The sequence below is a fragment of the Ensifer soli genome, assembly GCF_041928815.1.
Classification (GTDB): Bacteria; Pseudomonadota; Alphaproteobacteria; order Rhizobiales; family Rhizobiaceae; genus JBHFEI01.
Genome location: NZ_JBHFEI010000007.1, coordinates 66,230 through 86,623, shown reverse-complemented (window position 1 = coordinate 86,623; position 20,394 = coordinate 66,230). Strand labels below are relative to the sequence as shown.

General features: G+C 67.7%; 20 protein-coding genes. 13 read left to right on the top strand and 7 right to left on the bottom strand.

The genetic code is table 11. From position 1 onward, the window contains the following. Positions 1–18 precede the first annotated feature (18 nt). The 12 genes from ACEVQ6_RS12325 to ACEVQ6_RS12270 all read left to right on the top strand — a co-directional run bounded on the left by ACEVQ6_RS12325 (position 19) and on the right by ACEVQ6_RS12270 (position 12,002). Positions 19–1,056, top strand: a complete 1,038-nt coding sequence (locus tag ACEVQ6_RS12325; RefSeq protein ID WP_374889288.1) for a LysR family transcriptional regulator — start codon at positions 19–21, stop codon at positions 1,054–1,056. A gap of 130 nt (positions 1,057–1,186) precedes the next feature. After that, on the top strand, positions 1,187–1,969 hold the full coding sequence (locus ACEVQ6_RS12320) for an SDR family NAD(P)-dependent oxidoreductase (protein ID WP_374889287.1): 783 nt from the start codon (positions 1,187–1,189) through the stop codon (positions 1,967–1,969). Positions 1,970–1,985: 16 nt separating this feature from the next. Further along, positions 1,986–3,152, top strand: a complete 1,167-nt coding sequence (locus ACEVQ6_RS12315) for an ABC transporter ATP-binding protein (protein WP_374889286.1) — start codon at positions 1,986–1,988, stop codon at positions 3,150–3,152. Positions 3,153–3,303: 151 nt separating this feature from the next. Next, the gene (locus ACEVQ6_RS12310; protein WP_374889285.1) at positions 3,304–4,719 is read left to right on the top strand and encodes an ABC transporter substrate-binding protein; all 1,416 of its coding nucleotides are present in this window, start codon (positions 3,304–3,306) and stop codon (positions 4,717–4,719) included. Positions 4,720–4,842: 123 nt separating this feature from the next. Beyond that, positions 4,843–5,817 carry a carbohydrate ABC transporter permease gene (locus ACEVQ6_RS12305; RefSeq protein ID WP_374889284.1) on the top strand — a complete coding sequence of 325 codons (975 nt, stop codon included), beginning with the start codon at positions 4,843–4,845 and terminating at the stop codon, positions 5,815–5,817. 9 nt (positions 5,818–5,826) lie between these two features. After that, positions 5,827–6,684, top strand: a complete 858-nt coding sequence (locus ACEVQ6_RS12300; RefSeq protein ID WP_374889283.1) for a carbohydrate ABC transporter permease — start codon at positions 5,827–5,829, stop codon at positions 6,682–6,684. 27 nt (positions 6,685–6,711) lie between these two features. Then, the gene (locus ACEVQ6_RS12295; protein ID WP_374889282.1) at positions 6,712–7,854 is read left to right on the top strand and encodes an ABC transporter ATP-binding protein; all 1,143 of its coding nucleotides are present in this window, start codon (positions 6,712–6,714) and stop codon (positions 7,852–7,854) included. Positions 7,855–7,857: 3 nt separating this feature from the next. Continuing rightward, positions 7,858–8,100: a hypothetical protein gene (locus ACEVQ6_RS12290; protein WP_374889281.1), complete on the top strand. Its 243-nt coding sequence runs from the start codon at positions 7,858–7,860 to the stop codon at positions 8,098–8,100. A gap of 15 nt (positions 8,101–8,115) precedes the next feature. Beyond that, a complete protein-coding gene (locus tag ACEVQ6_RS12285) occupies positions 8,116–9,105 on the top strand; it encodes an ABC transporter ATP-binding protein (protein ID WP_374889280.1) in 990 nt (329 codons plus the stop codon). Continuing rightward, positions 9,102–9,890: an SDR family NAD(P)-dependent oxidoreductase gene (locus tag ACEVQ6_RS12280; protein ID WP_374889279.1), complete on the top strand. Its 789-nt coding sequence runs from the start codon at positions 9,102–9,104 to the stop codon at positions 9,888–9,890. Before ACEVQ6_RS12285 ends, ACEVQ6_RS12280 begins: the two co-directional genes overlap by 4 nt. Positions 9,891–9,903: 13 nt before the next feature. Continuing rightward, complete coding sequence (locus ACEVQ6_RS12275) at positions 9,904–10,749, top strand: ABC transporter permease subunit (RefSeq protein ID WP_374889278.1); 846 nt, start codon at positions 9,904–9,906, stop codon at positions 10,747–10,749. Then, complete coding sequence (locus ACEVQ6_RS12270; RefSeq protein WP_374889277.1) at positions 10,746–12,002, top strand: hypothetical protein; 1,257 nt, start codon at positions 10,746–10,748, stop codon at positions 12,000–12,002. The genes ACEVQ6_RS12275 and ACEVQ6_RS12270 overlap by 4 nt, the downstream gene beginning before the upstream one ends. 176 nt (positions 12,003–12,178) lie before the next feature. On the opposite strand, the gene ACEVQ6_RS12265 is transcribed toward ACEVQ6_RS12270, so the two are convergent. The 5 genes from ACEVQ6_RS12265 to ACEVQ6_RS12245 all read right to left on the bottom strand — a co-directional run bounded on the left by ACEVQ6_RS12265 (position 12,179) and on the right by ACEVQ6_RS12245 (position 17,191). Further along, positions 12,179–12,367: a hypothetical protein gene (locus ACEVQ6_RS12265; protein WP_374889276.1), complete on the bottom strand. Its 189-nt coding sequence runs from the start codon at positions 12,365–12,367 to the stop codon at positions 12,179–12,181. 357 nt (positions 12,368–12,724) lie between these two features. Then, the gene (locus tag ACEVQ6_RS12260) at positions 12,725–13,426 is read right to left on the bottom strand and encodes a class II aldolase/adducin family protein (RefSeq protein ID WP_374889275.1); all 702 of its coding nucleotides are present in this window, start codon (positions 13,424–13,426) and stop codon (positions 12,725–12,727) included. Positions 13,427–13,429: 3 nt separating this feature from the next. Then, positions 13,430–14,878, bottom strand: a complete 1,449-nt coding sequence (locus tag ACEVQ6_RS12255; protein ID WP_374889274.1) for an FGGY-family carbohydrate kinase — start codon at positions 14,876–14,878, stop codon at positions 13,430–13,432. Positions 14,879–14,958: 80 nt separating this feature from the next. Further along, on the bottom strand, positions 14,959–15,675 hold the full coding sequence (locus tag ACEVQ6_RS12250; RefSeq protein WP_374889273.1) for a glutathione S-transferase family protein: 717 nt from the start codon (positions 15,673–15,675) through the stop codon (positions 14,959–14,961). A gap of 85 nt (positions 15,676–15,760) precedes the next feature. After that, the gene (locus ACEVQ6_RS12245; protein ID WP_374889272.1) at positions 15,761–17,191 is read right to left on the bottom strand and encodes an NAD-dependent succinate-semialdehyde dehydrogenase; all 1,431 of its coding nucleotides are present in this window, start codon (positions 17,189–17,191) and stop codon (positions 15,761–15,763) included. A gap of 292 nt (positions 17,192–17,483) precedes the next feature. Between ACEVQ6_RS12245 and ACEVQ6_RS12240 the strand changes: the two genes are divergently transcribed. Then, positions 17,484–18,872, top strand: coding sequence for an NAD(P)-dependent oxidoreductase (locus ACEVQ6_RS12240; RefSeq protein WP_374889271.1), 1,389 nt, complete (start codon positions 17,484–17,486; stop codon positions 18,870–18,872). A gap of 12 nt (positions 18,873–18,884) precedes the next feature. Here ACEVQ6_RS12240 and ACEVQ6_RS12235 read toward each other — a convergent pair whose 3' ends face one another. Together ACEVQ6_RS12235 and ACEVQ6_RS12230 are read right to left on the bottom strand one after the other, a co-directional pair. Then, the gene (locus ACEVQ6_RS12235; protein ID WP_374889270.1) at positions 18,885–19,562 is read right to left on the bottom strand and encodes a GntR family transcriptional regulator; all 678 of its coding nucleotides are present in this window, start codon (positions 19,560–19,562) and stop codon (positions 18,885–18,887) included. Positions 19,563–19,691: 129 nt separating this feature from the next. Continuing rightward, positions 19,692–20,381 (bottom strand): GntR family transcriptional regulator, encoded by a 690-nt coding sequence (locus ACEVQ6_RS12230; protein WP_374889269.1) that lies wholly within the window; start codon positions 20,379–20,381, stop codon positions 19,692–19,694. Between the last annotated feature and the right edge of the window lie 13 nt (positions 20,382–20,394).

The window sequence follows — 20,394 nt, the reverse complement described above, 5'->3', positions numbered from 1 at the left end:
GCGGCAGGGCGCCCTGCGATGCCGCGCTGCCTGCGAAGGACCGCCGTCGTGCAGGAACGGTGCCGTAGAGCGGAGGGAGGCGACGTGAGCGGATTGTCGGATTTGCGGATGTTCGCGGAGATTGCCCGATCGCGCAATCTCTCCCAGGCCGCCGCGCGGCTCGGCATGTCGCCGGCGACGATCTCGGGGCGGCTGAAGGCGCTGGAGGAGCATTTCGGCCTGAGCCTCGTGCAGCGCACGACCCGGGCGGTGGCGCTGACGGAGGAGGGCAGGCTGCTCCTCGAGCGGTCGAGCGATCTCCTGAAGGCCTTCACCGAACTGGAGCAGGCGATGGGCGCGCGCAAGCGCGGTCTTGCCGGCGCGATCGTCGTCTCGGGGCCCGGCCCCTTCTGTCGCCGGCATGTGCTGCCGGCCGCGCGCAGCTTCGCCGCCGACAATCCGGGCATCCGCTTCGAATTCCGCTTCGATCCGGACGATGTCCCGGAACGGGTCCGGCCGGACATCCAGATCCGCCCCGGCGACGAACGGCACGCGGCGCTGATCACGCGGCGCCTCGCCGAGCAGCCGATGATGCTGGTGGCCGCCCCCGCCTATGCGGCGCGCCACGGGCTGCCGGTGCGTCCGGCCGAGATCACGCGGCATCGCGGTCTGATCGAGGTCGTGGCCGGCGTGCCGCAGGACATGGTCGAGGTCGCCGGCGGCGAGGATGCCGGCGTCTTCCGGCTGCAGGGTCACTTTCTCGCGGCCGATCTGCAGATGCTCGTCGACCTCGCGCTCGCCGGGGAAGGCCTCCTGTTCGGACCGGCCGAAGACCTTTGCGCCCATGTCGAGCGCGGCCGCCTGATCGCGGTGCTGCCGGGACGGACGCTCGGCGAACGGCGCCTTCAGCTCGTCAGCGCCCGGCGCGACCAGCTGCCGTCGCGCACCTGCCGTTTCATTGACCATCTGCTGGAATGGCTCAGGAGCACGACGCCGCCGCATCCCGGCATCGGGCGCGGCCAGATGCTACCTGCGACGAAAGTTGATGATGTGAAATTTTTTTCCTTGCAAAATTAGTGCAAAAAAATTAGTTCTATTTGCCAAGGAACACATCGCATCTGTCGGCCGGCCACCGCCGCGCGCCTCAATGGCGGCGCCCATGGGATCGGCTGCGTCGGACGGAGCGCGGCGTGCAGGGGAGGAGCGAATGGATTACGGACTTGCCGGCCGGCATGTGCTGGTGACGGGAGGAGCGAGCGGCATCGGGCTTGCGGTCGCGCGCGCCTTCATCGCCGAAGGCGCCCGTGCCACCATCTCAGGCCTTGAAGCGCGGGACGTGGCAACGGCGCTCGACCATCTCGGCGCAGGCGCCCGCGGCCTGGCCTGCGACCTCACTGCCGCCGGCGAGGACCGGCGGCTCGCGGATTTCGCCGAGGAAACCGGCCCGGTGGATTTCCTCGTCAATTCCGTCGGCATCTTCGAGGTGCGGCCGTTCTTCGAGACGACCGATGCCGACTGGTTCCACTACTTCGACGTCAACGTCATGACGGCGGTGCGCATGTCGCGCATCGTGCTGAAATCCATGCTCGAGCGCGGCGAGGGAAGCGTCGTCTTCATCTCCAGCGAGAGCGGCGTCAAGCCGCAGGCCTGGATGCCGCATTACGGGGCGATGAAGACCTGCCTGCTCGGCGTTTCGCGGGCGCTCGCCGAACTGACGCGCGGCACGCGGGTCCGCGTCAACACCATCCTGCCGGGGCCGACCGAGACGGCGGCCGTGCGCCGCTACCACGAGGCGATCGCCGCCGGGCGCGGCGTCACCCGCGAGCAGGTCGTGGCCGACTATTTCGACGAGACCGAACCGACCTCGCTGATCCGCCGGCTGATCGCGCCGGAGGAAATCGCCGCGAGCGTGCTGCATCTCGCCGCTTCGCCGAGCCTCAACGGCATGGCGATGCGCGCCGAGGGCGGAACCATCCGCTCTATCCTCTAACGCCGGGAGTTCGACGATGGCGGATCTGCAGATCGACAATCTGGGCAAGACCTTCAAGGGCGGCCATGCGGCGCTCGCCGGCATCTCGCTCGACGTCGCCGACCGCGAGGCCGTGTTCCTGCTCGGTCCGTCCGGCGCCGGCAAGACGACGACGCTGCGCCTTGTCGCGGGCCTGGAGGAGGCGACCACCGGGCGCATCCTCATCAACCGCCGCGACGTGACGCAATGGACGCCGCGCGAGCGCAATCTGGCGATGGTCTACGACAAGCATTCGCTGTTCCCGCATCTCTCGGTCTTTGAAAATCTCGCCTATCCGCTGCGCATCCGCAAACTCGGCGAGGCGGCGATCCGCGCCCGGATCGCCTCGGTGGCCGAGACGCTGCAGATCGAGCGGCTGCTCGAACGGCGCCCGGCCCAGCTTTCCGGCGGCCAGCAGCAGCGCGTCGCCATCGGCCGGGCGCTGGTGCGCGAGGCGGACTGCTACCTGCTCGACGAGCCGATCTCCCATCTCGACGCCCAGCTCCGCGCCCGGATGCGTGTCGAGTTCAAGCGCCTGCAGCGCGATTTCCGCGCCACCATGCTCTACGTCTCGCACGACCAGCTCGAGGCGATGACCATGGCTGACCGCATCGTGCTGATCAACAAGGGAAAGATCGAGCAGATCGCCGCGCCGCAGGTGCTGTTCGACCGCCCGGAGACGCTGTTTGCCGCGACCTTCATCGGCGAGCCGCCGATGAACGTGCTGAAGGCCGAACTCGCCGAGACCGGCGGCCGCTTCGTTCTCTCGATCGGTGGCGCTCTGATCGGTGCGGGTGCCGACTGGCTTTCGGCCGGAGCGCCGCTTGCGGCCAATCGCGGCTACAGGATCGGCCTGCGTCCGCAGCATCTCGTGCTCGCTGCCCCCGACGACAGCCGCCCCGGCCGCGTCAACGGCACCGTCTTCGCTGTCGAGACGCTCGGCTCGCGCACCATCTTCGACATCGAGACCGCCGGCGGCATGGTGCGGGTGATGACCAGCGTCGACGAGGCGCGCCGCCATCCGCGCGCGATCGGCGCGCCGATCGCCTTCCGGGTCGATCCGGACTTCGTCTACCTGTTCGACGCCGCCACCGGCCGGACCATCCGCCAGGCGCGCTTCACCGACGAGGCCGGACGGCAGCGGGTTCCGGCGCGTCCGGTCTAGGACACGATCCTGCGGGAGAGAAACGAGGATCGGCAGGAGGATGCCTTGAAATAAAGCGCTTAGGGCGCGGCTTCGATCCGCTTCGATCGAATTCGCGCTCTCGGGAGCGTCCATCCGGGATGGACGGACAATCAAGAGGAGGAGAACACGGATGAAAAGCAAGATCATCGGCGCGGCGCTGGCATTGATGCTGTCGACCGCCGCAACCTACGCGGCCCCGACGGAAGCGCAGAAGGCGCTTGCCGGCGAGACGATCCACTTCCTGGCGCCGTCGATGCCGCAATTCGCGGCGCTCGGCAAATTCGTCGCCGAATTCGAGAAGACCTACGGCATCAAGGTGGTGATCGACGAGGTGCCGTTCGAGAACTACCGGCAGAAGTCGCTGGTCGAGATGCAGCAGGGCACCGGCGCCTACGACCTCTACGCCGTCGACGTCATGTGGCTCGCCGAATATGCGGCGGCCGGTTTCCTCGACCCGCTGATGGGCTATGTGAAGAATCCCGACCTGACCGCCGCCGACTATGACATTGACGACTTCCTGCCGCGCGTGCTCAGCGGCACCGGCGTCTTCAACGACACGCTCTACACGATCCCGCTCGGGGCCGGTCCCGTCGGAACGACCTTCCGCGCCGACGTCGCGGAAGCGGCCGGCTTCAAGCTGCCGGAGCGCTTCTCGCCGGACTTCACCACGGACTACATGCTGGACGCCGCCAAGAAGGTACACAAGCCCGAATCCAACATGATCGGCTTCGCCAACGTTCCGGGCCGGTGGTTCTGGGGCGTGACCTACCTTCCCTATCTCTACGCCTTCCAGACGCCGGAGACCAAGGGCGACGAATATGTCGACAAGGACTGGAAGATCACCATCGACAACGAGCGCACCGTCGCCTCGATCGACTATTTCGTCTCGCTGAAGCAGTTCATGCCGGCCGACAGCGCCAACTGGGGCATCGGCGAGGCGACCGCCGTCTACCAGTCCGGCACCGCCTTCGGCACCTGGAACTACCAGGACTTCATCAAGGGCTTCTTCGAGGATCCCGCGACGCAGGCCAAGGTCGCCGGCAAGAACGTGCACCTGCACACGCCGGCCGGCCCGAACGGCGTGATCGATCCCTGGTTCGGCGCCTGGTCCTTCGGGCTTTCGAAGGACTCCAAGCGCAAGGACGCGGCCTGGACCTTCATCCAGTGGATGACGTCCAAGGACGTGCAGGAACGCGCCACCGAGTTCGGGGCCGGCCCTTCGCGCCACTCGACCTACAAGAGCGAGACGCTCGCCAAGTACCAGCCCTGGTGGCCGTCCGTCTATGAGTTCATGCTGAAGGAGACCAATCCGGACGAGCGCATCCGCGTGCCGGAATGGGCGGAAATCTCCGACATCATGGGCGAGGAGGGCAACAAGGTCTGGATCGGCGAGATCGATTCGAAGACGGCTGCCGCCAACATGCAGAAGCGCATGACCGACGCCATGCGCAAGGGCGGCTACTACATCCCCGGCCGCACCGACCTGCCGAAGCAGCTCTGGCGCGACCTCTCCTACTACGACCGCCTGCCGTCGCAGTGGAACTGAGCGGATGACGACGGAACCGGGCGCTGAGCCCGGTTCCGGTCCCCGCAGGCGACGACCCATCCCGATACCGAACGCCTTGCGCCACCCGACGCGGCGCGCAAGACCATGACTGGAGGCTGAGACATGTCGATCTCGGAAACGACCGCCGGCAAGGCGGTGGAAGCGCGCCCGCATACGGGCCGGCGCTCCCTTCTCGCCCGCTTCGGCCCGTCCAACCGCGCCGTCTTTCCCTGGGTGCTGATGGCGCCGACGCTGATCATCCTGTTTGCGATCGGCATCTATCCCTTCCTCTATTCGCTGTGGATCGCCGGCCACAACGTCATCCTGTCGAAGCCCTATATCCCGCGCTATTTCGTCGGCCTCTACCAGTACCAGGCGCTGATGCAGGACCAGGAATTCTGGTCGGCGCTGACGAAGACGCTGATCTTCACCGTCGAGGCGGTGTTCATCGAATTCTGGCTCGGCCTCGGCCTGGCGCTGCTCTTCCAGCGCCGCCTCGTCGGCATGAGCGTCATGCGCGTCTTCATCCTGATCCCGATGATCCTGCCGCCGCTCGTCGCCGCGCTGATCTGGCGCTACATGTTCTATCCGGGCGCCGGCCTCGTCACCTATTATGTCGGCGGCATCACCCGCGCGCTCGGCCTCGGCGAGATTCCCTTTCTCTCCGATCCGGTGATCGCCTTCCAGACGCTCGTCTTCGTCGACGTCTGGGAATGGACGCCCTTCATGTTCCTGATGCTGTCGGCCGGCCTCGCCTCGATCCCGCGCCAGCCCTACGAGGCGGCTGAGATCGACGGCGCCAACGCCTGGCGGGTGTTCTGGACGATCACCATGCCGCTTTTACGCCCGGCGATCCTGATCGCCGTGATCATCCGCACCATGGATGCGTTCCGCACCTACGAGCTGATCGTCATCATGACGCGCGGCGGCCCCGGCAATGCGACGACCACGCTCAACGTCTTCCTCACCAAGACCGGGCTCGAATTCTTCGATGCCTCGAAGGCCGCCGCCCTGTCGCTGATCATGATGATGATCATCATCGTCATGAGCTTCGTGTTCATCCGCGTCTTCCGCTCGAAGACCGACGTCGCCGCCTGAGGACCGACCATGACCAGCCTCAACACCCGCATCGAATCGCCCGCGGCACCGCCGACGGAGCGCAACTGGTGGGCCTACATCATCATTGGCCTCGTCTGCTTGATCAACTTCGTCCCCTATATGTGGATGGTGATGACCGGCTTCATGGACGGCGCCTCCGCCTCGTCGAGTTCGCCCAACTGGATCTTCACCCCCTCGCTCGAGGCGTTCCGCTATCTGATCTTCGAGAAGGGCATCCTGAAGAACTTCTTCAACAGCGTCGTCGTCTCGCTCGCCTCCACCTTCTTCTCGGTGACGATCGGCATGTTCTGCGCCTATGCGCTGGCGCGCTACGAGTTCACCGGGCGCGACGACGTCTCCTTCTGGGTGCTGACCAACCGCATGATGCCGCCGGTCGCCGTGCTCATCCCGATCTTCGTCACCTTCCAGACGGTCGGCCTGCTCGACACGCTGCTCGGCCTGATCGTCCTCTACACCGCGATGCAGCTCCCCTTCGTCGTCTGGATGCTGACCGGCTATTTCCGCGACATCCCGAAGCGCTACGAGGAGTCGGCGATGGTCGACGGCGACACCTGGTTCGCCGCCTTCCGCAAGGTGACGCTGCCCCTGATGATGCCGTCGATCACGGCGACCGCGATCTTCGTCATGATCCTGTCCTGGAACGAGTTCGCCTTCGCCACCTTCCTCACCTCGACCAGCGCCAAGACCATGCCGCCGGCGATCATGGCCTACTCGATCGGCGCCGACATCGCCTGGAACGTGCTCGGCGCCGCCGTGGTGCTGATCACCGCCCCCCTCATCCTCTTCGTCCTCATCATGCAGCGCCAGCTCATCAACGGCCTCTCACAGGGCGTGGTGCGCAAATGACGCTGGCTTCAGGATCGGAACACCGCCATGGCTGACATTCGGATCGATGGTTTGAACAAGAATTTCGGCGCCTTCTCCGCCGTGAGGGACGTCACGATCGGCGTCGAGGACGGGGAGTTCGTCTTCCTGCTCGGGCCGTCCGGCTGCGGCAAGACGACGACGCTCCGGATGATCGCCGGCCTCGAAATGCCCTCCGAGGGCGCGATCCGCATCGGCGGGCGCAACGTCACCTTCCTCAAACCCCGCCACCGCAATGTCGGCATGGTGTTCCAGGACTACGGCCTCTACCGGCACCTGACCGTCTTCGGCAACATCGCCTATCCGCTGGAGGTCCGCAAGCTCGACCGGGCGGCGATCCGCGACAAGGTCGGCGCCGTCGCGCGGACGATGCAGATCGCCGACATCCTCGAGCGCAAGCCCGACCAGCTTTCGGCCGGCCAGCTGCAGCGCGTCGCGATCGCCCGCATGCTGGTGCGCGACGCGGACGTCTTCCTGATGGACGAGCCGATGTCCCATCTCGACGCGCAGCTTCGCGGCGAGATGCGCGCGGAGCTGCGCCACATCCAGAAGACGATCGGCGTCACCACCATCTTCGTCACCCATGACCAGCTCGAGGCCATGACCATGGCCGACCGCATCATCGTGATGAAGGACGGCGAGATGCTGCAGTTCGCCAGCCCCCGCGAGATCTTCGAGCGTCCGGCGACGGAATTCGTGGCAACCTTCGTCGGCGAACCGCAGATGAACGTCTTCGACATCGAGATCGCCTCGGAAAGCGGCCGGGTCCTCGGCCGGACCGGCGCGTTCGACATCGCCTTCGATGCCGGATGGGCGGCGGAGAACCGCCTTGCGGACCGGGTCGGCACAAGGCTCCGCCTCGGCGTGCGGCCCGAGCATGTTCTCGTCGCGGGCCACCCCGACGCGCGCTGCCCCGTGGTCGCCGAGCTCTATTCCTTCGAGCCGACCGGGGCGGAGAACCTCTACGTGTTGCGGGCGGGCGCGATCGAGATCACCACGCGCACCTCGACCACCGAAACGGCCGGCCTGTCGAAGGAAGAAGGCAGCCGGCTCGCCATGGGCTTCGATCCGAACTGGCTCTACCTCTTCGATCCGGCGACCGGCCGCACGATCGCCCATGCCAAAGCCGCCGAAGACATCGGGGAGATCTGAACCGTGAAGTCGCAATTCGTCCTCCTGATCATCATCGCCTTCCTGCTCGGCTCCTGCACGGTGATCGCCGGCGACACGTCGCACTGGCCGGCCTCGCTGACCGCCGTGATCGTCATCGTCGCCTTCAAGCTCTGGAACGACCGCGCCAGGCTGCTCGCCTGGCCGATGGAATTCCTGCTCGCCGCCGGCGTCACCATGATCGTCATCAATCTCGGCCGGCTCTACATGCTGCCGCTGCCCTACTAGAGACGGAGCCTTGCCGTGACCGTCGATCGCGCGCTTGTCACTGACGGACTGACGAAGAGCTTTCGCGGCCGGCGCGCCGTCGACGGCGTCGGCCTCTCGGTCCGCCGCGGCGAGATCGTCGGCTTCCTCGGTCCGAACGGCGCCGGCAAGACGACGGTGATGGGCATGGTCACCGGGCTTGTCGCGCCGGATGCCGGCCATGTCGAGCTTCTCGGCATCCGCGACGGACAGCGGCGCAAGGATGTGCTGATGCGAGTCGGCTTCCTCCAGGAAAAGCCGAGCGTCTATCCGGAGATGACGGCGCGCGCCTATCTCGCCTTCTTCGCCCGGCTCTACGGGCTCGACGCGGTGACGTCGCGCGTCGGCGCCGCGCTCGAGCGCGTCGGCCTGTCCGCCGCCGCCGACCGCCGCGCCGGCACCTTTTCGCGCGGCATGCAGCAGCGGCTCTGCCTCGCGCGCGTGCTCATGCACCGGCCGGAATTCCTGATCCTCGACGAACCGACGCTCGGCCTCGACCCTGAGGGCGTCGCCGACATGCGCGCGATCTTCCGAGAGATGCGCGAGGCGGGCGCGACGCTGCTCTTTTCCTCGCATCAGCTCGCCGAGATGGAGCGGGTCTGCGACAGCGTGATCTTCATGAAGGACGGGCGGATCGTCGCCTCGGGCCGGCAGGCCGATCTCGCATCCGCCGCCGGCGCGCGCCAGCGGCTGACGGTGGAGATCTTCGAGGAGGCGGCGACGGCCGCCACGGTCCTTCTCGGCCGGCGGGGTCTTTCCGACATTCGCGCCGTCGATGCCTGCCGGATCGAGGTCGCGCTCGATCCGGCGCTGACCAGGGACGCGCGCACGGACCGGGCGACGGCGGCGAAGCTGGTCGCCGCGGCCGGCTTCACCGTGCTCGCCGTCGCCATCGTCGAGCCGACGCTCGAGGACCTGTTCCTCGGCCTTACCGCAACGCCGGCTGCCGGCGCATCATCCCCCTTTCTGAAGGAGCACGCCGCATGAACCTCGGCTATGACGGAAAACGCTGCCTCGTCACCGCCTCGACCGGGGGCCTCGGCTTCGCCATCGCCAGCGGCATGGCCGCCGAAGGCGCGACCGTCGTCGTCAATGGCCGCAGCGCCGCCTCGATCGAGGCGGCGCGCGCGCGCATCCTCGCCGCCCATCCGGACGCGCGCGTCGAGGCCGCCGTCGGCAATTCGGGAACGGAGGAGGGCTGCCGCGCCCTCATCGCCGCCTGCCCGGACGTCGACGTGCTCGTCGTCAACCTCGGTATCTACGAGGCGGTCGACATCTATGCGGCCGGCGACGACCGCTGGTACGCGCTGATCGAGACCAACGTGATGAGCGGCGTGCGTCTCGGCCGCCATTACCTGCCGAAGATGCTTGCGCGCAATGCCGGGCGGGTGATCTTCATGGCGAGCGAATCCGGCATCAATCCGGCGCCGGAAATGCCCGCCTACAGCGCCACCAAGACGATGCAGCTCTCGCTGGCGCGCAATCTCGCCGAGACGACCAAGGGCACGAAGGTCACGGTCAATTCCGTCCTGCCGGGTCCGTGCAGCACGGAAGGGGTGGCCGCGCTGATCGCCGGCCTCTATCCCGGCGTGCCGACGGAGGAAGCCGAGCGCCGCTTCGTCGCCGACAACCGGCCGACCTCGTTGATCCAGCGCCTGTCGAAGCCGGAGGAGGTCGCGGATTTCGTCACCTTCCTCGGCAGCGCCCGCACCGGCATCGTCAACGGCGCGGCGCTGCGGATCGACGGCGGCCTGATCCGCACGGTGATGTGACGGGGGAGAGGCCATGACCACGCTCGCGATCCCCCTTCCCCCGCCCGCCGCCCGGCGGATCGTCGCGGTTCTGACCGCGCGCGAGGCCTCGTCGCGGCTCGCCTCCGTCTGGTTCTGGCTGGTCGCCACCGCGACGAGCCTCATCGCCTTTGCCTGGGGGGCGGGCTTCCAGCAGGCCTTCGTCACGGAATCGGTCCTCGTCACTGCCGATCCGCTGATGCCGCTCACCATTCTCGTCGTCGCCTTTCTCGGCCTCGTTCTCGGTCTGCGCCTCGCAACGGCGCTGAGCGGGGAGCGGGAGCATCGCACGCTCGACGTGCTGCTCGCCGGGCCCGTGACATGGCCGTCGCTCGTCGTCGCCAAACTGCTCGCCGAGGTCGTCGTGCTTGCCGGCCTTGTCGGCCTGCTGATGGCCTATCTCCTCCTCGCCCAGCCGCTCGGCGCCGGCATGCTCACGGTGTCGGATCTTCGTTCCCTGGCGCTTGCACCGCTTGCGGCGCTGCCGCTGATGGCGGCGGGGCTCGCCGTCTCGGCCTGGCTGTCGACCGTGCGCGGCGCGGTCATCGCCTATCTCGCCTGTATCGTCCTCTCCGCGGCGTTCGAGGCGGGCCTCGGCGTGCTCCAGCGGGCGAACCCGGCAGAGATGGGCCTCAGCGCGCTCTATGCACGCGCGGCGCTCGAAACCGTCTCGCCCGTCGTCGCGCTGCTGTCGCCGATCCGCCCCATCGCCGAGATGATCCGGCTTGCAGACGCGCAGGAGATGCCCTCCGCCGCGCTCTGGTGGCAGGCACTCGGCCTTGCCGCGGGATATCTGGCACTGGCGCTCGTCGCGGCGCGGATCCGGGGAGGACGATCATGACACAGCGCATCCTGTCGGCCCTTCTGGCGCTGTTTTTCCTTGCCGCCCCGGCGGCGGCGCTCGAGCCTGAACGGCGCGAGGCGGTCATCGTCACCGGCCGCGTCTGGGACGGCTTTGCCTACCGGGAGACGTTCCTGCCCTCCGACCGTGGCGAGCTGCGCCTTCTTGGCGGCGCCGACGGCGTCATCTCCTTCGTGCGCACCCTCGAATATTACTGGCCGCTCGCCCGCCAGGTCTATGTCGATCTCGACAACACCCGCGAGGTGCTGGACGGGCGGCTGCGCATCACCCGCGACGGCGCCGTCGTCGCCGAGCTCGACCGGACAGACTATGCGATCGTCTATCCGGAAGGGGCGGTCAACGGTGGGGCGACGCTCGTCTTCGGCGCGGCGGCGAGCGAGGCCTATCGCGCCTATGAGGCGGGGGAACGCGACTTCGCCCGGAAACTGACCGCGGCGCAGCAGGCCCACAGCGCCTATGAACGGCAACTGGTCGAGGCCGGCGCCGCGCGGCTGCGCGACGGCATCGTGCGCGAAATTCCGCCGCCGGAGCCGCTGCCGTCGCCGAGCCTCAGGCTTGTGACGAAGCCGTCCTCGGCCTTCCGCATCGCGCTCGATCCCGGCCGCTACGACATGGTCATGGTGAAGGAGGGCGTGGAGGTCGCGGAAACGGCGCGTCACCTGACGGTCGTCTCCGCCGAGGGGCGGCGCTCCGTCGTCGCCGACATCATCCCGGAGGAGCGCTGGACCAAGCCGATCCCCGCCGATGGCGCGGATGCGCGGATCTTCGCCCGGCCGGGCACGGTCTTCTACGCCACCCTCTCCAACGCCGACCGCTACGACGAGGCCGAGTATCTCCCGGTCGTGATGCCGCAATCGAACCCCGTGGCGGGGCGAACCCTATGGGTGCGGCGCAATCCCTCGCCGATCGACAGCATGGCGCTTGCCTGGGAAGGTCAGGCGCCGAGCATGGTGGCGCTCGGCCGGTTGAAGGTCGAGCAGACCGAGGGATCGGGATTCGGCTATCGCGTCCGCCCCGCCCGTGGCAGCGAGAAGGACGACCTCCGGGCCTTTGCCGTCGCGGTCCCCGAGGATGCGGACATCGGCCGCGGGCGGATCGGCGATGTATCCGCCGCACTGCAGCGCAGCATAACCATCGTCCATCCGCGGCGCGCCGGCCTCGCCTTCGGCCTGGCCTTGCTGCCGTTGCTCCTGTGGGCGGGTGTTTGGTTCTCCGCAGGACGGCGCGCCTGACCCGGTCGCCGACATCGAGATGGAAAAAACGCCGGAGCATTGGCGCCGGCGCCCCGTAGGTATCCATCTGAAAAATAAACGTGGTCGGCATGCAGTCGCCGCAGGGGGCGAAGGCGGCTGCCCTCGCGAGGCCGGACCGTCCTTCCCGACTCCCAGACCGTAGCGGAAAACGGGCCTTAGCGGAAAACGGGGCTGCGCTGCGCGTTCATGAGCAGTTCCGCGCGGGTGGCGAAGCGTCCGAACAGGAGCCTCAGCCGTTCTTCTTCCGCCTTTTCGATCCTGTATTTCCGACAGAACGTCTCGATCGAGATCACTTCGCGGCAGGCCGTCTGGTCGATGTCGGATGGATCGGAATGCTGTGTCATGGCGCTCTCCCCTTTTTCGGGGTCTAAACCGCGACGGCGCCGCATTGTTCCAAGGTCTGGCGGGAAAAAATCCGGTTCGGCATGCGCCGGTTCCCAAACGAGAAAGCCCGACGCCGGGAGGAGGAGGGCGTCGGGCTTCACACGAAGAACCGAACGATCGCTGGGAGGAGGAGTGCGATCGTTCCATCGATCCGGCTTGGGAGGAGGAGAGGCCGGATCAATACATCGAAGCAGGTCGGGAGGAGGTGACCGCTTCGATGAGGATCAATATACAGGATCCCGCCTGTTTGACCATAGGCATTGCTGCAATGCAGCAATGCATGGCCTGCACGGCGCGGCCGGCTGCAACGCGTCGCTTCAGTGCTTCGGTGCGCGGGGCTTGGCGACGTCGTTGACGCCTTCCGGATCCGGCGCATGGCCGTAGCTCATCCGCTTCATCTGGGCGATGACGCGCTCCATCTCGTCGTCGGGAAGGATCGGCGGTTCGCCGAGCGTCAGCGCCTGCACATACATGCGCGAGATGGTTTCCACCTCGATCGCCAGCCACAGCGCCGATTCCAGCGTCTTGCCGAGCGAGATCTGGCCGTGCTGGCCGAGCAGGCAGGCGAGCCGGTCCTGCAGCGCTTCCAGCGCATGGTCGGAAAGCGCCTGGGTGCCGAAGGTCGCGTATTTCGAGCAGCGGATCGTCGTGCCGCCGGCAACGCCGGTCATGTAATGGAAGCTCGGGATCGTCTTGTGGTGCACGGCAAGCGTCGTCGCATAGATCGAGTGGCAATGCAGCACCACATTGACATCGGGCCGGTTCTTCAGGATGTCGCGGTGGAAGCGCCATTCCGACGACGGGCGCCGGCCGACATAGGTTCCGTCGAAATCCATCTCGACGAGGTCTTCCGGCTGCATCGTCTCGTAGGGCAGGGAGGAGGGCGTGATCAGGAAGCCGCTGCCGCTGCGCACCGAGAGGTTGCCCGCCGTTCCCTGGTTGATGCCGCTCGCATTCATCCGACGGCAGATGCCGACCATTTCCCGCCGCAGTTCCATATTGTCGGTGTCGTCGCTCATGTCTCAGCCTTTCCGTGATCCGCTGTCGGTGTTGGCGCGGGAACGCTCCCGCCATTGCGCGGCATAGGCCGCAAGGGTGTCCCGAAGCGCGCCGAGCGGCGCGGCGACGCCGAGCGGCAGCGAGGCCGGCGCCGTGCGCGTCCGGTGCTCGAAGAGCAGGGCGGCGCCGGAGGCGACACCGTAGCTTTCGAGGCTGAAGCGGGTGTCGGCACCCGGACGCAGGGTTGCCACCAGCGACGCATAGACGGGCTCGCGCAGGAAGCTGCCGTCGAGGACGACCGTGCCGCCTGCGTCGAGCGCATCGAGGCATTCGAGGGTGGTCAGCGCCGAATAGAGCACGGCAAGCGCCTTGCGCTCGCCGGCGTCGGCCGGCGGCGGGCCGTCGATGCGCCCGCGCCCGGCCGTGCCGGCGAAGATGCCGTCATCGGCGCCGAAGGTGGGAATGGCGAAGGTGCCGCGCGCGACGAGGCGCCCGACCGTCTCCACCGTCACCGCATCCTCGTGCGCCGGCGATCCGGCGATCGCGGTGAATTCGCGGCCGCCCATGGTGAGGCTGCCGCCGACCGGCCTGCCGTCGACGTCGCTGTTGCAGGTCATCGAGCGGCGCTCGTCGAGCCGCTCCAGCGGCGTCGTGGTACTGAGCGCGACGATCCAGGTTCCCGTCGAGACGACGGTCGCGTCGGCAAGACCTGCGGCCTGATAGCGATAGAAATTGGCGCTGCTGTCGTGGATGCCGGGAAAGACGGCGATCTGCTGCGGGATGCCGTAGCGGGCGGCGAGCGCTGCGCGGATCGTGCCGATCGGCGCATAGGCGCGGGCGAAGGGCGGCATCAGCCGCTGCCAGCCGCGCGCTGCGACGATCGGGGTGAAGCGCGCCTCCGCGACGTTCCAGAGATGGGACTGGGCGCCGAGGATGGTGAATTCCGACACCGCGACCCCCGACAGCCGCCAGGCCCAGTATTGCGGCACGCCGAGATACCAGCGCGCGGCGGCGAAGGCTGCCGGTTCGGCCTCCTGCATCCAGTAGAGCTGGCGGGCCTGATGGGTGGCGCCAAGCATGAGAGCGCTGCCGCGATCGGAGAAACTGCCGGAGAGCGGGCCGTAGCCGTCACGGATCGTGTCCGGCAGCGCCTGCTCGTAGTCGATCATCGGCAGGGCCGCGCCGTCGCCGTCGTCCGGATCGCCGCAGACCAGCACGCCGCCCGACCCGTGGCCGGAGGTGACGAAGGCGGTGATCAAATGGCGGCGGCAGAGGTCCGCCAGCGAGGTGAACACCCATTCGGACAGGCCGCCGAGATCATGGTGGCGCCAGGGCGGCGCGGCGAGCACCGTGTTCGGGCGGGAGACGGTTTCGAGGAAATCGCCGGCGGGCGTGACGACGTTGAGCTTCACATTGGTCTTGCCAATGTCGAGCACCGCGACACATCCCGTCGCGCCGTTGTTCTGTGGCATTGCGTCCCGTTCCTCCCGGCCGGGCGCGCTCGTGCGCATCCCGTCCTCCCAGCCCTTCATCCCGTTTCGACCGGAACCTGTCAAGGTTCAACATCGGCCGGACGGCCTTCGTTGAAATGCGCGTTGCGGAAACGGGCGGGCATGGCGTCGACATAGGGAAAGTGCGGGAAGAAGGGGCGCGCCTCGTCGATCACCCGGCGGACCGACGGGCGCTCGACCAGCCGTTCGAAATAGGCGGAGAGGTGGGGATGGGCGTCAGCGAAGGGGGCGACGATGCCGGCATAGAAGAGCGCCGGCGCCGCAGCGCAGTCGGCCATGCTGACGTCGTCGCCGCAGGCCCATCGCCGCTTCTCCAGATGACGGTCGGCCATGGCATAGGCGGTGGCGAGCGTCGCGCGGGCTTCCTCCACCCCGAAGGCGTCGCGGGCGCTTTCCGGCCGCAGCCGGTCGGTGACGATCTTCTGCATCGGCGCATGGATATAGAGATCGAAGACCCGGTCCCAGAGCCGTGCCTCGCGCGCCGCCTCCGGATCCTCCGGAACGAGACGGCGGGCGCCCGGATGGTGCCGGTCGAGATAGTCGATGATGATCGTGGTCTCGGCGACGATCCGGCCGCGCGCGCCGTCCTCCAGCACGGGGATCTTGCCGACCGGCCAGAGAGCGGCGAGCCGGTCAAGCTCCGGTCCGCCGGAAAAGTCGACGATCCTGGCCTCGAAGGGCGTGCCGTTCTCGTAGAGCGCGACCAGCACCTTGTGGCAGAAGGACGCAAGCGGATGCAGATGGAGCGTCAGTGTCATCGAAAACCTCCCCTGGACATCACCGGAGGAGGAACGGATTTTCCGCGCGCGTCAAGGCAGTTGCCGCGCGGCCGGCCTCGCGCCGTCACATCTCGGTGACGAACTTGGTGCGCAGATAGGCCTCCAGGCCCTCGATCCCCGATTCCGAGCCGTAGCCGGATTCGTTGACGCCGCCGAAGGGGGTTTCCGGCGTCGACACCATCATGTGGTTGACGCCGACGAGGCCGGCGTCGAGCGCCATCTCGGTCTTTTGCGCCAGCGTGCCGCTGCGGGTGAAGACGAAGGAGGCAAGCCCGTAGGGCAGGCCGTTCGCCCGCTCGATCACCTCGTCGAAACCGGAGAAGGTGGTGGTCGGCGCGATCGGTCCGAAGGGCTCCTCCGACATGATGCGGGCCTCTTCCGGCACGTCGGCGAGCAGCGTCGGCGCGTAGAAATAGCCCGTATTGCCGATCCGCTTGCCGCCGGTCACCACCCGCGCGCCCCTGGCGGTGGCGTCCGCTACCAGCGCGTCCATGACGTCGAGCCGGCGCGGCGCGATCATCGGGCCCATCTGCACACCGTCCTCGAGGCCGTAACCGACCTTGATCTTTTCGGCGCGGGCGGCAAAGCCGGCGAGGAAGGGTTCGTAGATCGCCTCGTGGACGTAGAAGCGCGTCGGCGAGGTGCAGACCTGGCCGGCATTGCGGAACTTGAACAGCACGACCGTGTCGAGCGTCTTCTCGAGGTCGGCATCCTCGTGGACGATGACCGGCGCATGGCCGCCGAGCTCCATCGTGCAGCGCTTCAGCGTCTCGGCCGCCTGCTTCTGCAACAGCTTGCCGACGGCGGTCGAGCCGGTCAGCGACACCTTCTTCGGGATCGACGAGGCGATGAGGTGGGAGGAGACCTCGGCCGGCTTGCCGAAGACGATGTTGAGCACGCCGTCCGGCAGGCCCGCCTCCTGGAAGCAGCGGGCGAAGGCGACGGCGGTGCCCGGCGTCTCCTCGGCCGGCTTCAGGATGATCGAGCAGCCGGCGCCGAGCGCGCCGGAGATCTTGCGGATGACGTTGCTCGCCGGAAAGTTCCAGGCGGCGAAGGCGACGACGGGGCCGACCGGCTCCTTGAACACCATCTGGCGCACGCCCGGGATGCGGGCCGGCACGATGCGGCCATAGGCGCGCTTGCCTTCCTCGGCATACCAGCGTGTCGCATCGGCGGAAAACTGCACCTCGCCGACGGCTTCCGCCAGCGCCTTGCCGTTCTCCATGGTCAGCGTGCGGGCGATCTCGGCCTTGCGCGCCTCGATGAGGTCGGCCGCCTTCGACATGATCGTGTAGCGCTGCGCGGCCGTCATCGCCTTCCAGATGCGAAAGCCCTTGAGCGAGGCGGCGAGCGCGCGGTCGAGATCGGCGGTCGAGGCATGCGGCACCTCGGCAAGGACCTCTTCCGTCGCCGGATTGATCAACGGTTCCGTCACGCCGTCCGATCCCTGGCAGAACACGCCGTCGATCAGGAGCTCGATCGTCTCACTGTACATGCTTCGTCCTTTCCGTCCGGCCGGACGACTCAGGCGCCCGGTTTTGCGACCTTCTGTGCGGCATTCCTCAGCCCGTGTCGACACGGAAAGGGGTCGCCCGAAGATATTTTATAAAATGTATAGTGTAGAAAGCAACGCGCCAAAGTGTCGTCCTCGCGATGCGGATGCCGGCGACGGGGCTGGCCGGACGCGCTTACCGGCAGGCGCGTTTCTGACCGGGCCGGTTCGGGCCGCGCCCTTGCGGGGGCTTGGGCAAACGCGTTACAGCGCAGGACCAAGAGGAGACCGCGCCATGGCCGACACGAACGTCACCCGCCCGATCCGCATCCTGATCTGCGACCTGATCGGGCTGCGCTTCGACGCCGAAGGATGCCCGGACCACAGCGAACTGCGTGCCTATATCGCTGAAAAGGGCGGCGTCTTCCACGAGGATGCGCTGGAGCGCGACGGCGATCTTCCGCCCGGCCTGCACTTCTTCTACCAGCCGCATCTTTCGAGCCGGGACGAACTGATCGCGGCGGCCGGCGAGGGACAGTACGACGCCGTGATCGCGGCCGCGACCGTCCTCCCCGCCGAGACCGTGTTTCCGCTCGGCGGCGTGCGCATCGGCGCCGGCACCGGCAACATGGGATCGCGCTCCTGGGGCGGCGGCACCGGGGAAGGCGGCGAGGCGCCCCTGATGAACACGCCCGGCATCAACAGCCGCGCCACGGCGCAAATGGCGATGAAGGCGATCCTGAAGGTGCTGCCCGATCTTCCGGTCGACTGGCTCGATGCGCTGGTCTCGACCGGCGACTTCGACACCGGCCGGCAGTTGCGCGACTTTCCGACGGAGAAGCTCGACGGCAAGCGCATCGGCATCATCGGCTACGGCAATATCGGCCGGGAACTGGCGAAGCTCGCCCGTGCCTTCGGCATGGAGGTCGTCATCCATGCCCGGCCGCGCCACCGCGATGCGATCGAGGCGGAGGGCTTCCTCCATGCCGAAACGCCGCTGGCGGCGGCGGCGGGCGCCGCCGTGCTCTCCGTCCATGTCGGCCTCGGAAGCCTCGATCCGCTGACGAAGCGCTACGCCAATGCCGGCCTGGTCGACGCCGCCCTCCTGAACGCGCTTGCCGACGGCGCGGTGCTGGTCAATTACGACCGCGGCGAACTCGTCGACGTCGAGGCGCTCGGGGCCGCGCTCGCCTCCGGCAAGGTCCGGCATGCGGCGATCGACGCCGACCTCTTCCGCGATGCCGCGACCGGCGCGCTCAGCGGCCCGATGCTGCCCTATCTGGCGCTGGTCGAAGCCCATGGCGAGCGGCTGGAACTGCTGCCGCATGCCGCCGCCGACACCGACCATCCCTCGCGGGTTGCCGGCGCCCGGCAGGCCGTCGACCAGATCGTCGACGCGATCGTCCACAGGCGGGTCGTCAATCGGAAGGGGACGCTGCCCGAAGGCTATACCGACGGCGGCGCGAAGCGTCCGCCCGGGATCGGCCCGGTCTGCCTCGATCCGCTTTTCGCCGACCGTGCCGCGCTCGAGGAACTCTCGGCGCTCGCGCGTGAACAGGTCAATCTCCTCACCCGGCTCGGCGCCGGCGCGTTGCCGCAGGAGGACGCCCGCCGCCTCGTCCGGCTGATGACGCTCTACCGTACCCGTCTCGAACGCCACCACCTGACCGGCCCCGCCGCCTGAGGCGAGGCCGCCTCACTCGACGGAAAACCGGCTGCGCTCGCTGAGGAAGCGGAGAAAATCCTCGCCGCCGAGGATCAGGTCCTGGCGCATCGCCTCGCCGGCGGCCTTGACGTCGCGGGCGGCAAGCGCTGCGATCACCTTCTCATGCTCGGGGCTCGCGACGAAACGGTGATCGCCCTCGCGGAAGAACACGGTCAGCATCGGGCCCATCGACAGCCAGAGATCCTCGATCTGCTCGACCAGCATGTCCATGCCGGAGAGCGTGTAGACCCCGAAGTGAAAGTCGCGGTTGTAGCGGAAGGTGGCGTCGGCATCGCCCTTGAGGTCGTGCTCGGCATAAAGCCGGTTGATCTCCGTCAGCTTTTCGACGTCGTCCGCCGTCGCATTCGCGGCGGCGAGCTCGGTTGCGAGCCCTTCGAGCGCGATGCGGATGGTGCGCACCTGCATGTAGCGGTGCATGGTCATTTCCGGGACGATGGCGAAGCGGCCGGAGCGCAGTTCCAGCCCGCGTTCGCTCACAAGCCTCAGGCAGGCCTCGCGCACCGGCGTGATGCTGGTTCCGAGCTGCTGGGCGAGATCCTGCATGACCAGGCGCTGGCCCGGCCGGAACTTGCCGGAGATGAGACCTTCGCGCAGGACCATGTAGGCGCGGACAGACAGGCTGTTCTGCTCGAGTCTCTCGATCTTCACGATTTGGCGCCTGCCTTCCTGTCGTCTGGTTCGGCGCCTCCGGCGGGGCGCGGTCGTGCAAGGATCGACCCCGCTGTTGCAAGGTATATTTTATCGGGCACCGAAGGCAAGCGGCGCCGGTCTCATCCGTCAGTCGAAGACCTCGGGACGCGCCTGCAATTCGAGCCGGGTGCGGCGGATGTGGCCCTTGAGGATCATGCCCGCCTGCTCGCCGTCGCGCCGCTCCAGCGCCTCGACGATCAGGGCATGCTCATGATGGACCGTCGTCATCCCCGTCGCGTCGACGCCGAGGGTGAAGGCGCGGCGGTAGTGCTGCGTCGAATTCCAGTAGGTCTCGATGATGGTCAGCAGACGCGGCATGGCCGCGGCGCTGTAGCTCAAAAGGTGGAAATCCCGGTCGAGCGCGAGGAACTCCTCGATGTCCTTGGTCGCGGCGATCCGGGCCGCCAGCGCGCGCAGCCTCGCCGTCACCTCCGCCGGCATGCGCGCGGCGCTCTCCAGGATCGCCAGCGGCTCCAGCCGCTCGCGGATCTTGTAGATCTCCACGCATTCCGCCTGGTCGAGCCTGGCGATCCAGGCGCCGCTGTTCGGCTTGAGGACGACCAGCCCCTCGCTTTCGAGCTGGTGCAGCGCTTCGCGCACCGGGATGCGGCTGATGCCGTAGGTCTCCGCCAGTTCCTCCTGACGCAGCCGGCTGCCCGGCGCGAGCCTGCCGCCGAGGATCGCCTCGCGCAGGGCGTCGACCACCCGCCCTCGGCTCAGCGCCGCCTCGCCCTCGGGCATCTCGCCTTCCGTCGCCGTTTCTTTCTTGCGGGGCATGAACGCTCGCTGT